This window comes from Collinsella sp. TM05-37, from assembly GCF_003436455.1.
Taxonomy (GTDB): Bacteria; Actinomycetota; Coriobacteriia; order Coriobacteriales; family Coriobacteriaceae; genus Collinsella.
In genome coordinates this window covers 225,253-238,501 of the sequence record NZ_QSPN01000001.1, presented here as the reverse complement: position 1 = coordinate 238,501, position 13,249 = coordinate 225,253, and the positions used below count along the sequence as shown (strand labels likewise).

The window sequence follows — 13,249 nt, the reverse complement described above, 5'->3', positions numbered from 1 at the left end:
AGCATGAGCAAGAACATCGCACGCCTGGCAGTAACCGCCGGCCTCACGGCAGCGCTGAGCTTCGGCGGCGTGATGGCGCCCGTGACCATGGCGTTTGCTGAGGGTACGAGGTCGACCGTCACGTTCGAGGACGCCGATTACGCTGCGTCCACGACCTATAAGGGTATCCAGATCTTCAAGGCAAAGGTCACGACGACCGGTGGGAATACGACGGTGAGTAGCATCGAATGGGCCAGCTCCGATGCCCAAACTGCTGTCGTAAACGCCATCAAGAAAAAGGATGCATCCTACAAAAGCGAGAACGCACAGGATGCTGCCGATTGGCTTAGCACCAAATCTGAAGTTACCGGGACCGATTCGAAGGTTGCTAGCGACAACGTTCTCAGTCTAATTGCCGATGGCCTGAAGAACAGCACCACCTGGAAGGTGACGAGCGAGGGCAGTGCATCCCTTTCCGGACTCGGCGCCGGCTACTGGCTCTTCCTCACCGCTACTCCCGGTAAGCCTGCTGACAAGTCGACCGATGTGTCCACCTCTCCCGTCTACGCCGTGATCGACGGCGTGAACGCGACGACCGTTACGCCAAAGAAGGGCGTGCCTACTGTCGAGAAGAAGGTCCTCGACGATGCCGACGCCGCCGATGCCACCGACATCAAGGGCTCCAACAAATGGAATGATGTCGCCGATTCCCAGATCGGCCAGGAAGTTAACTACAAGCTTACCGGCACGATCGCCAGCAACTACGCTACCTTTGGCACGTATGCTTACAAGTTCACCGACGGGCTTTCCAATGGCCTTGACTATGTCAAAGGCTCGGTTAAGGTGTACGCGCTGAACGGCGAGACTTACAGCGAGATTGAGTCGAGCAATTATACCGTGACGGATGCTGATGCTAGCAACAACAACACGCTGACGGTCGAGTTCAAGACCGGAGACGGCAAGAAGGGCCTCAAGGACGTCGCGAGCGTGACCGCCGACACCAAGATCGTTGTCTTCTACAAGGCAAAGCTCAACGGCAACGCCGTGATTGGCAATGCAACCGACGGCAACAAGGGCGGTAACCCCAACACCGTCAAGCTCGAGTACTCCAACAACCCGTATGCCGAGGGCACGGGCGAGACGATCGAGGATACCGTCGCCGACTTCGCGTTCAAGCTCAACCTCAACAAGGTCGACCAGGGCACCGAGAGGGGCCTTGCGGGCGCCGTCTTCACCATCCAGTCCGCTGATTCGAACACTCAAGACCAGTATATCGCCTCGAAGGACGACCCCACCGCGGGCGTCGTCGCGGGCCAGCTCGTGACCGTTGCCGACGTCAACCACCTGCCTGACTACGTGACGTTCACGTCCGACAAAGACGGCAAGATCCCCGTCTCCGGCCTCGACGCCGGCTCCTACAAGGTGACCGAGGTCAAGGCCCCCGGCGACTCCTACACCAAGGCCAAACCCTTCACCTTCAAGATCACCCCGACGTATGACGCCGTGACCATGAAGGTGACGGAGCTTAAGGCGGAGGTTTCCGAGTACGACAAGGGCCGCAACGACATCGCCTTCGGTACGCTTGACGACACTGCCGGTGACAACAAACTGAACGGCACGGAAGGCGCCGGCACCAACGCCGCCACCGGTGAGATCACCATCAACGTCGGCAATACCAAGTCCGTCGGCCTCCCGCTGACCGGTCTCAACGGTGTGACCTTCACTTGGATCGCTGGTGGCGCGGTGCTGTGCATCGGCGTGGCGCACCTCATCCGCAGCCGTAAGCAGGCCGAGGAGTCCGAGCAGGAGTAACGCTCGCTCACCCATCCCTTTGGCAGGTGGGATGCGATGGCCATGAGACTTGCGGACACTTTTCTCGTCCATTGACGCTCTTGCTTTGCCATTCTCTTTTCGGGGCAGACTCCGCACTGGAGTCTGCCCCGTTCTTTTTGGGATAACGCAGTCAGCCTCCATCGTCCGATGCGGGCACGCTCGTCATCGCGTTTCTTGACTCGTATGAGGTTCGGTTTAAGGTCCGTAGGCGCACGCGCGATACGGACGGTGGACGGCATTTGCGCCGAAAGCGCAAATAAGAATGCCCGGGGGTCGGATCCCGGGCATTTAACAAAAACTGAAAACTAGGCCGCCCGCGCTCCCAAACATTTACGCGGGGTGCGTCGTTTTCTATTGAGATTGTATCCCGAATCACCCCGCCGATCCGGGATATTTTGAAAACTCAAATGTAGGCTTAGGCACGAACGGTATCTCTTTAATTCCGAAAATTATGTATAATTCCAATACAAACTGGAATCGAACGAAAACAATGGAAATGAACGAAGCGTTAATCTACTTACAAGAAGCACTAGGCCTCTCCGCCAAGACCAAAACTTGGCCTGGATCCGCACGCTTGCCGCTGCATCTGCGGGCGATTGAAGTCCGCGCTGTTGACGCAAACGGTTTTTCGTTTTTGCTTGCAAGTTTGCCTACTGGCGTCGGGCTTCCCGAGGCTAAGAGGGTCTATAGTCAGCTAGCCTTGCGTGCGGAGACTCCTGTTGTCGTTTCGTTTCCTGATGCCGATGCACGTCAGCGCAAAGCATTGGTCGCACAAGGGATTCCGTTTGTTTGCCCCGGCAGACAGGCTTTTCTTCCATTTATGGGCACGGCCTGCACGGAGAGGGGCGGTGCCCGGTTTCGCAATCACGCGACCAAGATGTCACCCAACGCACAGGCTGCCGCAATCTGGGGAGCAGCCCAGGAGCCATATCGCCCCCATGACCTTTGTCGTGCGCTTGGGATCTCGGCAAGCCGCGCGAGTGAGGCCATAACCGAGCTTGTTGACAGGGGGCTCGCGAGGCGCGAGCGTTGCGAGCGACGTGTCGTCGTGTTCCCTGTTGCCGTTGATCTTCTGCTCAGTGAGCACATGGCAGAGCTCTCCTCGCCTGTCTTGAAGGTCTTATTTGCAAGGAAGACGCCGCAGATCGAGTATCTTGTTGACGCCGGGGAGACGGCGCTCGCTGCGCGTTCGATGCTCGCTGCGCCGGGTATGGAACAAAAGGCCGTCTTAAGAAGTGCATGGCGTCAACTGAGTGACCTCGAAGTCGCAGACGGGGAGTTGCCGGATAACGAAACGGCGATGATCCAAGTGTGGCGCTATGCGCCCGTGTTTGCCAACTCCTCCCGTGTCGATGACATTTCGCTTGCGCTATCTTTGGCGGCAATCGACGATGAGCGAATTCAACTCGAAGTCGATCGCATGTTTGGAAAGGAATATCCATGGCAAGAAGCGCTGTAGAAGGTCTCCAAGAATTCGAACCGTAGGCGGCGTTTCGGTCCTAGCTGCGTTGTCCGGTGCATGAGTTTGCTAATCGGCTATTATTTGTTTAGACAACCTGAGTTGTAGAGGAGTGACCGGCGATGGTGCAGGGCGCCAAACATATGAAGAGCAATAACGCTGCGGCCAACGGCGGCTCAAGCCCTCAGCCCAAACCTCAACCAAAGCCCAAGCGCCGCCGCAAGCGGCTGCCGCGCTGGGCCGACCGGCTCATCACCATCGTCATCATCCTTATCGGCGTGGGCCTTATGACCTGGCCGTGGATCTTGGACCGGCTCGAGGCCTCGGGCGTGTTCAACCAGATCAGCACCGTGTCCAGCACCGTGGACGCGCTGTCTGCCGAGGAGCGCGAGCGCATCCTGCTCCAGGCGCGCTCCTTTAACGAACAGCTGGCGGGCGAGGCCACCGAGCTTCCCGCCGACCAGATCGAGCCCTACGCTCAGCAGCTCATCTTTGACCGCGACCCTATGATGAGCTGGGTCGAGATCCCCTCCATCGACGTGAGCATGCCCATCTACCACGGTACGAGCGAGGAAGTCCTTATGGCGGGCGTCGGCCACCTGGAGGGCACGAGCCTGCTGGTGGGCGGCACCTCGACGCATTGCGTGCTCACCGCGCACTCGGGCATGCGCAACCTGAGCATGTTCGACGACATCCACTCGCTGGAGCCCGGCGACCTGGTGCTGCTGCACACCATGAACAAGACGCTCGCCTACAAGATGGTGGACTCCGAGGTGGTGCTGCCCGAGGAGATGGAGTCGCTGACCATCGAGCCCGGCGCCGACAAGGTGACGCTCGTCACCTGCACGCCCTACGGCGTGAACGACCATCGCCTGCTGGTGCATTGCGTGCGCACCAAGTACAACAAGAAGGACGTCGACAAGCAAAAGTCGCTGGCCGGCCGCCACTGGGGCAAGCGCGAGTTTGCCGTGCTCATCGTGGTCCTAGCCATTGTGCTGTTGCTGCTGGACATCGTGATCCACGCGGTCCGCAAGCACCGCAAGGCCAAGGCCTCGGCATAAGACATCGTCCAGAACCACCACAAAGGGGACAGGCACCTTTGTGGTGGTCGGGGCTTCCAAACCATCACAACATTCGATGAAAATTTCGATTTTGGCGAAAAGTGTCGAATGTTGTGATGGTCTTCGTTGTGGGCGAGACGGTTTTCATTGCGGGCGGGATGCTTTTCGTTGCGGACGGGACGGTTTTCGCTATGGACGGTGCGGTTTTGCTGCAGAATCGCCGGCCCGTCGCCTGCCAATCCACCGCTCTCGTTACGTTTTCGCTGCATTTGGGTAAAGCACCTGCTCCAAGCGGCGTTGCCCTGTATACTAGAGCGGTTTAACTGTTATGCGGAAGGGAGCGCCTATGGCACTCAGCGAGAAAGACGTGCGCGGCATCGCCGAGTACGCAAAGATCGCACTGACCGATGACGAGCTCACCCAGATGACGTCCTACATGAACGACGCCGTCCAGATGCTCGAACCCGTCCTGCAATATGACTTGCCCGACGTGGAGCCCACGTTCCATCCTATCGGAAGCCTGTCCAACGTGATGGGCGATGACCTGCGCGAGCCCGAGCGCGATCTGCCGCTCGACGTCGCGCTCGAAAACGCCGGCAGCGCGCGCGACCGCTACTTCCGCGTGCCGTCCATTTTGGGAGAGGGGGAGAGCGAGTAATGGCGCTAAGCTTCGATTCCCTTACCGCCGCCCAGATCGCCGCGGGCGTTGCCGCCGGCGACTTTACCGCTACCGAGGTGGCCCAGGCCTCCCTTGCCGCCATCGAGGCGCGCGAGGGCGGGGTCCAGGCATTCCTGCAGGTGGCGCCCGAGCTTGCGCTCGAGGCCGCTGCGCGCGTGGATGCCGACCGTGCCGCAGGCAAGCCGTTGCCCCCGCTCGCGGGCGTGCCGCTGGCCATTAAGGACAACATGAACCTCGTGGGCACGCGCACCACCTGCGCCTCCCGCATGCTCGGGGACTACCAGAGCGTCTACACCGCCACCTGCGTCCAGCGCATGCTCGATGCCGGCTGCCTGCCCATGGGCAAGGCCAACATGGACGAGTTTGCCTTTGGCAGCTCCACCGAGAGCTCGGCGTTCCACCGCACCAACAACCCCTGGGATACCGAGCGCGTGCCTGGCGGCTCCTCGGGCGGCTCCGCTGCCGCCGTCGCCGCGGGCGAGGTCGCGCTCTCGCTGGGCTCGGACACCGGCGGCTCCATTCGCCAGCCGGCGTCGCTGTGCGGCGTGGTGGGCTTTAAGCCCACGTATGGCGCCGTGAGCCGTTACGGCGTGGTCGCCTTTGGCTCGTCGCTCGACCAGGTGGGTCCCTTTGGCCGCACGGTCGAGGATGTCGCGCTGGCCATGAACGCGCTTACCGGCGCGGGCCACGATCCGTACGACTGCACCAGCCAGGATTGCGCCGTCGACTTTACCGAGCATCTCAACGACAGCATCGAGGGCAAGCGCGTGGGCATCATCCCCGCGTTTATGGAGGCCGAGGGCCTGACCCCCGAGGTCAAGGCCGCTGTTCAGCGCGCCGCCCAGGAGCTGCAGAACCAGGGCGCCGAGCTGGTCGAGGTCGACCTGCCGCACCTGGACGCCGCTATCGCCGCCTACTACGTCATCGGCCCGGCCGAGGCGTTCTCCAACCTGGCCCGCTTCGACGGCATTCGCTACGGCTATCAGGAGGAGGGCTGCGCCAACCTGTCCGACCAGAGCTCGCTTTCGCGCGCCCACGGCTTTGGTGCCGAGGCCAAGCGACGTCAGATGCTCGGCGCCTACCTGCTGAGCTCGGGCGTGTACGACAAGTACTACTACGCTGCGCAAAAGGCCCGCACGCTCATCACGCAGGACTACGACGCCGCGTATGCCAAGGTGGACACCATCCTCATGCCCGCCTCGCCGCGCACGGCCTTTAAGTTTGGCGAGATCAGCGATCCCACGCAGATGTACCTCTCCGACCTGTACACCATTTCGCTTAACATCTGCGGCAACGGCGGAATCTCGGTGCCGCTGGGCCTGGGCGAGGACAGCAAGCTGCCCGTTTCTGCCCAGCTGGTGGGTCCGGCCTTTAAGGACCGTCAGCTGCTCACGTTTGCCCGCGCCTTGGAGCGCGGCTTTGCCGATGCCGCCACGGGTGCGCCCGCGCTTTCCGTCGCGCCCGATTTTGCTGGGAAGGGAGGCGAGCTGTAATGAAGGAGCTTTCCGAGGTCCTGCAGGATTGGGAGGCTGTGATCGGCCTGGAGATCCATACCGAGCTCACCGCACTCGATACCAAGATGTTCTGCAACTGCAAGCTCAGCCACGATGACGAGCCCAACGCCAACGTGTGCCCGGTGTGCCTGGGCCTGCCCGGCGCCCTGCCAGTGCCCAACAAGCGCGCCATCGAGAGCATCGTCAAGGCCGGTCTCGCCACCAACTGCGAGATCCAGCGCCACTCGATGTTCTACCGCAAGCACTACTTCTATCCCGATATGGCCAAGAACTTCCAGACCACGCAGGGCCCGGTCGCCTTTGCCATGTACGGTCACCTGGACCTGGACGTGACCGGTCGCGGTGCCGCCGAGCGCCCCGACTGCGCGTTTGGCGAGGCCGAGGCTCAGAGCCTGGCGAGCGCCTCGGCCAATGCCGAGGGCCTGTCCACGTCCATGTCCTCCACGATGCGCGAGGGCAATCAGCGCGCCGGCCACCTGGCCAGCTATGACGCGTCCAACCTGCAGATGCCCGAGCGTCGCGAGGACGGTTCCTACACGGTGCCCATCCGCATCCTGCGCATCCACATGGAGGAAGACGCCGCCAAGATGGTCCACGTGGGTGGCGCCGAGGGTCGCATTACCGCCGCGGCCGAGTCGCTCGTCGACTACAACCGCTGCGGCACGCCTTTGATTGAGCTCGTGACTGAGCCCGACTTGCGCACGCCCGAGGAAGCACGCCTGTTTATGGAGAAGCTCCGTCGCATCTTTGTGACGCTGGGCATTTCCGATTGCTCCATGGAGAAGGGCTCCATGCGCTGCGACGGCAACGTGTCGCTGCGCCGCCGCGGCGAGACCAAGCTGGGCACCAAGACCGAGCTCAAGAACCTTAACTCGTTTAAGAGTCTGCACGATGGCCTTGCCTACGAGATCTGCCGCCAGGCCGAGGTGCTCGAGGAGGGCGGCATTATCTACCAGGAGACCCGCCACTGGGAGCCCAGCCGCAAGCGCACCGTGGTCATGCGTGTGAAGGAGACGGCCGATGACTATCGTCTGTTCCCCGACCCCGACCTGGCGCCGTTCGACCTGGACGACGAGTTTATCGACCGCTGCCGTGGCGAGATCCCCGAGCTGCCCGATGCCAAGCGCGTCCGTTTTGAGGCCGACTTTGGCATTAAGGCGGCCGACGCCGAGCAGATCGCCGGCGACCCGGAGTTTGCCGACTTCTTTGAGGCCGCCGCTGCCGGTATGGCCGGCAAGGAGGCCCAGACGGTCGCAAACCTGCTGGTCAACGAGATGATCGCCTACCTTAAGGGCGCGGGCGTGTCGCTCGCCGAGTCCGGCATCGCGCCGGCTCAGGTGGCGGCACTCGCCAAGCTGCTGGCGACCGATGCCATCAGCTCCAATCAGGCGCACGAGGTCTTTGAGGCCATGGCTCAGACCGGCGACGATCCCAACAAGATCGTCGACGAGCGCGGCATGCGTCAGGTGAGCGATGCCGGCGCGCTGCAGCCGATCGTGGACGAGGTGCTGGCAAACTGTGCCGATCAGGCGCAGCAGTATCGTGACGGCAACCAGAAGGTCATCGGCTTTTTGGTGGGCCAGTGCATGAAGGCGAGCCGCGGCAAGGGCAACCCGAAGCTCTTCAACGAGTTGCTGAGAACGTCGCTCTCGTAGCTGCGAGGCCGGGGAAGCCCCGAGTCGCCGGGGTATTTCCTCCAAATTTCAAACAGTCCTATGCAAGACGAAGGCCACATTTAGTGGCCTTCTTTGCATGCGGAACTCATTTGGAGCAAACACCCCGGCGACTCGGGGCTTCCCCGGCCAGACGACTCGGCCGTTCGGGTCAGGTGGGCTGGATTGAATTTGGTGAATGAGGGCGTCGTTGGCGCCCTCATTCTTTATAAATGTTGGGAGCGCCAGGTGGTGGGGGTGGTGCCGGTGTGTTGCTTGAAGGCTTGGGCGAAGGCGGCCTGCTGAGGGTAGCCTAGACGCTCTGCCACCTGCGCTATCGTGAGCGCGCTATCGGCCAAAAGGTCCTGTGCTCGCTCCATACGGCGTCTGCGAATGTAGACGCCCAGGGACTCGCCAGTTTGGGCTTTAAAGGTGGCGCATAGCTTGGAGCGGCTTGTGTAGAGCCTCTCGGCCACCTCGTTGATACCCACACGCCTGCCTTTGTCGAGCGCGCGCTCAATCATTACCGTTGCTTCCTCGGCAATGGTCACGCTGGCGCGTGTGTCTGCCGCCTGCTGCGCCTGCTTGTGGGCCGCGCGCGAACAGGCGAGCTCCGCGACCATGGTCTCCACGATGCCTTGCATATAGACGTGTCCGCCTACGGTGCGGGCGCGGTCCTCGTTAATCCGGTGCAGTGTGTGGCAGATGGCGGACGTCGCTTCCTCGTGCCATGGCTCGGCAAACGCCTCAAAGACCCCTGCGAACTCGGTGGGATAGCGGTGCTCCAGTTCGTCAAAATATCCAGGCAAAAAGAGGACCGAGCGCGAGTGGTAGAGCTGCCCTGCAAACAGCGGGCTTAGCTCCTCACCGCAGCTATCTTGGACAAAGCTGCAGATCGCGCTGTTCGGCCACGGTCCATGCAGCGGCTTGAGGTTCGCAGGCGTTATGCCGGCTTCGGGCATGCACATGAGCGTGGGCGCGCTGACCTCGCTCACGCACGCGTACGGTTCGGGCGTGTATTCGGCTAGCTGCATGTTGTGCGTCGGGGCAATGAAATGCTCCATGACGATGCAGGTGGGGGAAAGGGGCATGATCCATGCGCGTCCGTGTGCCCGATCGTTTGCCACCTCGCCGGTAAAGACGGCGCCCTTGCCGGAAAGCTCCAGGCCAAACTGCTCAAACTGCGGTGCGTAGAGCTCGGTTATATCGGTTGCTGCCCGCCGCATTTTCAAAAGCGTCCCCTTCATTTGCGAAAACGTCCACGCCTGGCCCAATTGTGTGCCCTGGCTAACACGCCCATGATAAGTTTCTTACGGTTAACTCTCAAGCCGTTAGAAAGGAATCTCATGGCAAAGGGATCAAAAAAGGAAGGCGGCGGCATCGGCGAGCTACTTGCATATGCCGGTGACCGTAAATTCCTAACGTATTTGGGCATGGCCCTCTCGGCGTTCTCGCAGCTGTTGAGCTTTGGCCCGTACGTGTGCATCTGGCTTGTTGCGCGAGACCTGATTGCCGTGGCGCCCAACTGGAGCGAGGCCGCCGACATCGCGATGTATGGTTGGTGGGCTGTTGGTTTTGCCCTGGCAAGCATCGTGGTCTATTTCGTGGGGCTCATGTGCACGCACCTGTCCGCGTTTCGCTGCGCATCCAATATCCGCAAGGCTACGAGCGAGCATCTGCTTAAGCTGCCGCTCGGCTACTTTGACGCGCACGCCACCGGTGAGCTGCGCCGTATCGTAGACGGCTGTGCCGCCTCCACCGAGACGCTGCTCGCGCACATGCTGCCCGATATCGCCGGTGCCACCGCCATGGTCGTGGGTCTGCTTGTGCTGCTATTTGCCCTCGATTGGCGTTTGGGCGCGGCATGCTTAATCTCGGTCGTCGTTTCGTTTTGCGCCATGGCCGCCATGATGAGCGGCAAGGGCGCCGAGTTTATGAAGGCTTACATGGGCGCGCTGGTCAAGATGAACAAGACCGGCACCGAATACGTACGCGGCATCCCCGTGGTCAAGGTATTCCAGCAGACGGTCTACTCCTTTAAGGCGTTCCACGATGCGATCGCCGAATACGCCGATATGGCACAAAGCTATGCGGGCACGTTTTGCCGAGGTCCGCAGGTACTCAACCTTACCGCGCTCAATGGTCTTGTGACATTCCTGTTGCCCGTGGCGTTGCTGTTGGCGCCGGGCGAGACGGACTTCGCGCATTTTATGGCAAACTTCACGTTTTACGCGATCTTTTCGGCCGTGGTACCGACGGCCATGACCAAGCTCATGTTTGTGGGCGAGGCCTCTCAGATGAGTGCCGATTCGCTGGCTCGCATCCGAAGCGTTATGGATTCCAAGCAGCTCTCCGTGCCCGCCCTGCCCAAGCACCCTGCTGGCAGCGATGTGCGATTTGAGGACGTGAGCTTTACGTACGAGGGTGCCGAGGCGCCTGCCGTCAACCATGCGAGCTTTAGCGTTTCCGCGGGTAGCACCCTCGCCCTGGTGGGTCCCTCGGGCGGCGGTAAGTCAACCTGCGCCAGCCTGATCCCGCGTTTTTGGGATGTTTCCGCAGGCCGTGTGCTCGTAGGCGGTGTGGACGTTCGCGACATGGACCCGCACGAGCTTATGGACCAGGTCGCCTTCGTGTTCCAGACCAACCAGCTGTTCCGGCAAACACTTGCCGATAACGTGCGCGCTTCCAAGCCTACGGCCACTGACGACGAAGTGCGTGCGGCCCTCTCCGCAGCTCAGTGCGACGACATTGTGGCCAAGCTTCCACAGGGCATCAATACCATACTCGGTGCCGGCGGAGCATATCTTTCGGGCGGCGAGGTCCAGCGCGTGGCACTCGCCCGCGCGATCCTTAAAGACGCGCCTATCGTGGTGCTCGATGAGGCCACGGCGTTTGCCGACCCCGAGAACGAGGCGCTCATCCAGCGCGCCTTTAGCAAGCTGGCGGCGGGTCGCACGGTCATTATGATTGCGCACCGACTCTCGACTGTAGTGGGGGCCGACAAGATCGTGGTGCTCAACCAGGGTAGCGTGCAGGAGTCGGGTACCCATGCCGAGTTGCTGTCCCAAGAGGGTCTGTATGCCAAGATGTGGGCCGAATACGAACAGGCCGCGAGCTGGAAAATCACTGCAGCGACCGCGGATGCCGCTGTCACGAAGGGAGGCGAGGCCTAAATGTTCGCCTCATTCCAAAAGAAGTACTTCCTATCCGATAAAGGCGTCGCCGGCGTAAAACGCGGCATTTTCTGGACCACGCTCACCAATCTCATTACCATGGCCGGCATGGGCTTTTTATTCCTGGTTATGGCCGGCTTTGTCGAGCGTCTCGCCAGCGGGGCTGACCTGCCGGATGCCCTGCCGATCGTGGGCGGCCTCCTGGTCTTTTTTGTGTTGCTCTTTGCTTCTAACTGGCAGCAGTATTACTACACCTACTGCATCTTTTACGAGGAGTGCGGCAAGCAGCGTATGGAGATCGCCGAGCGCTTGCGCAAGCTGCCGTTGTCGTTTTTCGGCCGTCGTGATCTGGCCGATCTAACCGAAACCATCATGGGCGACGTTCAGACTATGGAGCACGCCTACAGCCACGTGCTGGGAGAGCTTTGGGGTGCCATCATCGCAAGCGCCATTGTGTTCGTGGCGTCGCTGTTCTTTTGCTGGCAGCTGGCGATCGCGGCGTTTTGGAGCGTTCCCGTGGCCTTTGCCGTGCTGTATCTGACGCGCGGCCCCATGATCCCGGTGTTCGACCATGTGCGTGCCGAGAAGGTCAAGGTCACCGAGGCGATCCAGGAGACGCTCGACTGCGTGCGCGAGATCCGCGCCACCAACCAGGAGGCCCATTATCTTGAGGGACTCAACGCCGTGATCGATGCCGAGGAGCGCGAGACCACCAAAGGCGAGCTCGCCAACGGGCTTTTGGTCAACTCCGCCTTTGCCATCCTGCGCCTGGGGATTGCCACCACGTTGGTCACGGGCGCTGCGATGGTCGCCTCCGGCCAGGTCGACTTTTTGATGATGTTTGCCTTCCTGCTTATGGTGAGCCGCATCTATGCGCCCTTTGATCAGGCGCTGATGCTGATGTCCGAGCTGTTTGCCGCCGAGTCGTCGGCCAAGCGCATGCGTTCCATCATGGAAGAGCCCGTGGCGCGGGGCAGCGAGCAGTTTGAGCCCGTAGGCCACGATGTGGTGTTCGATCACGTGGCATTTGGCTATGGTGCGGGCGAGGACGGCCGCGCCGGCGAGAAAGTTCTTACCGATGTGAGCTTTACCGCCAAGGAAGGCGAGGTCACGGCACTGGTCGGTCCTTCGGGCTCCGGTAAGTCCACGGTGAGCCGCCTGGCCGCGCGCTTTTGGGACGCCACCGAAGGCACGGTCACCGTGGGCGGCGTGGATGTTGCGAGCGTGGATCCCGAGGTGTTGCTGCGCGACTACGCCATTGTGTTCCAAGACGTGCTGCTCTTTGACGACACGGTGATGGGAAACATCCGCCTCGGGCGTCGTGGCGCCACCGATGAGCAAGTGCTTGCGGCTGCGCGTGCCGCCAACTGCGATGAGTTTGTGAGCCGCATGCCGCAGGGTTACAACACCATGATCGGCGAGAACGGCTCCAAGCTGTCCGGCGGTGAGCGCCAGCGCATCTCTATCGCCCGTGCGCTGCTCAAAGACGCGCCTATCGTGCTGTTGGACGAGGCGACGGCGAGCTTGGATGTGGAGAACGAGACCGTGGTTCAGCAGGCGCTCTCCCGTCTGCTTGCAGGTAAGACGGTTATCGTTATTGCCCACCGTATGCGTACGGTGGAAAATGCCGATAAGATCGTTGTACTCAAGGATGGTGTGGTTGCCGAGCAGGGCACTCCGGCGCAGCTCAAGGCGGCAGGTGGAGAATTCGCCCGCATGGTGGCGCTGCAAAAGGAAGCAGCTACCTGGCAGTTGTAAGAAGGGGCAAAGGGACAGTCCCTTTGTCACATTGACAATCGGTTACTCCGCATCGTTAATTTTCAAAAGGTTAGCCATGGCTGACCTAGATAGTTAGATAAAATTGAGATATTTCAAAAGCGTGCTCGAGCAAACTTATTT

Annotated in this window: 9 protein-coding genes; 8 read left to right on the top strand and 1 reads right to left on the bottom strand. The window is 61.0% G+C overall.

Going from position 1 to position 13,249, the window contains the following annotated elements; all coding sequences use genetic code 11:
* Positions 1 to 3: 3 nt before the first annotated feature.
* The 6 genes from DXD48_RS01020 to gatB all read left to right on the top strand — a co-directional run bounded on the left by DXD48_RS01020 (position 4) and on the right by gatB (position 8,180).
* On the top strand, positions 4 to 1,791 hold the full coding sequence (locus DXD48_RS01020) for a SpaA isopeptide-forming pilin-related protein (RefSeq protein WP_158548897.1): 1,788 nt from the start codon (positions 4 to 6) through the stop codon (positions 1,789 to 1,791).
* 511 nt (positions 1,792 to 2,302) lie between these two features.
* Positions 2,303 to 3,271 carry a MarR family transcriptional regulator gene (locus DXD48_RS01015; RefSeq protein ID WP_117563631.1) on the top strand — a complete coding sequence of 323 codons (969 nt, stop codon included), beginning with the start codon at positions 2,303 to 2,305 and terminating at the stop codon, positions 3,269 to 3,271.
* Between the two features lie 143 nt (positions 3,272 to 3,414).
* Positions 3,415 to 4,332, top strand: a complete 918-nt coding sequence (locus tag DXD48_RS01010) for a class C sortase (protein ID WP_158548896.1) — start codon at positions 3,415 to 3,417, stop codon at positions 4,330 to 4,332.
* Between the two features lie 346 nt (positions 4,333 to 4,678).
* Positions 4,679 to 4,990, top strand: a complete 312-nt coding sequence (gatC, locus tag DXD48_RS01000) for an Asp-tRNA(Asn)/Glu-tRNA(Gln) amidotransferase subunit GatC (RefSeq protein ID WP_055250987.1) — start codon at positions 4,679 to 4,681, stop codon at positions 4,988 to 4,990.
* Positions 4,990 to 6,504, top strand: a complete 1,515-nt coding sequence (gatA, locus tag DXD48_RS00995; RefSeq protein ID WP_117563628.1) for an Asp-tRNA(Asn)/Glu-tRNA(Gln) amidotransferase subunit GatA — start codon at positions 4,990 to 4,992, stop codon at positions 6,502 to 6,504. Before gatC ends, gatA begins: the two co-directional genes overlap by 1 nt.
* Positions 6,504 to 8,180: an Asp-tRNA(Asn)/Glu-tRNA(Gln) amidotransferase subunit GatB gene (gene gatB / locus DXD48_RS00990; protein WP_117563627.1), complete on the top strand. Its 1,677-nt coding sequence runs from the start codon at positions 6,504 to 6,506 to the stop codon at positions 8,178 to 8,180. The genes gatA and gatB overlap by 1 nt, the downstream gene beginning before the upstream one ends.
* Positions 8,181 to 8,404: 224 nt before the next feature.
* Here gatB and DXD48_RS00985 read toward each other — a convergent pair whose 3' ends face one another.
* Positions 8,405 to 9,403: an AraC family transcriptional regulator gene (locus DXD48_RS00985; RefSeq protein ID WP_158548895.1), complete on the bottom strand. Its 999-nt coding sequence runs from the start codon at positions 9,401 to 9,403 to the stop codon at positions 8,405 to 8,407.
* 120 nt (positions 9,404 to 9,523) lie between these two features.
* Here DXD48_RS00985 and DXD48_RS00980 point away from each other — a divergent pair, with 120 nt between their 5' ends.
* The gene (locus DXD48_RS00980; protein WP_199407864.1) at positions 9,524 to 11,350 is read left to right on the top strand and encodes an ABC transporter ATP-binding protein; all 1,827 of its coding nucleotides are present in this window, start codon (positions 9,524 to 9,526) and stop codon (positions 11,348 to 11,350) included.
* Positions 11,351 to 13,108: an ABC transporter ATP-binding protein gene (locus DXD48_RS00975; RefSeq protein WP_117563625.1), complete on the top strand. Its 1,758-nt coding sequence runs from the start codon at positions 11,351 to 11,353 to the stop codon at positions 13,106 to 13,108.
* Positions 13,109 to 13,249 lie beyond the last annotated feature (141 nt).

Bases quoted from the DNA above. Each gene is read 5' to 3' on its own strand.
- DXD48_RS00985 (WP_158548895.1), bottom strand. From the start codon at position 9,403: ATGCGGCGGGCAGCAACCGATATAACCGAGCTCTACGCACCGCAGTTT.
- DXD48_RS00975 (WP_117563625.1), top strand. From the start codon at position 11,351: ATGTTCGCCTCATTCCAAAAGAAGTACTTCCTATCCGATAAAGGCGTC.
- DXD48_RS01015 (WP_117563631.1), top strand. From the start codon at position 2,303: ATGGAAATGAACGAAGCGTTAATCTACTTACAAGAAGCACTAGGCCTC.
- gatC (WP_055250987.1), top strand. From the start codon at position 4,679: ATGGCACTCAGCGAGAAAGACGTGCGCGGCATCGCCGAGTACGCAAAG.
- DXD48_RS00980 (WP_199407864.1), top strand. From the start codon at position 9,524: ATGGCAAAGGGATCAAAAAAGGAAGGCGGCGGCATCGGCGAGCTACTT.
- DXD48_RS01010 (WP_158548896.1), top strand. From the start codon at position 3,415: ATGAAGAGCAATAACGCTGCGGCCAACGGCGGCTCAAGCCCTCAGCCC.
- gatA (WP_117563628.1), top strand. From the start codon at position 4,990: ATGGCGCTAAGCTTCGATTCCCTTACCGCCGCCCAGATCGCCGCGGGC.
- DXD48_RS01020 (WP_158548897.1), top strand. From the start codon at position 4: ATGAGCAAGAACATCGCACGCCTGGCAGTAACCGCCGGCCTCACGGCA.
- gatB (WP_117563627.1), top strand. From the start codon at position 6,504: ATGAAGGAGCTTTCCGAGGTCCTGCAGGATTGGGAGGCTGTGATCGGC.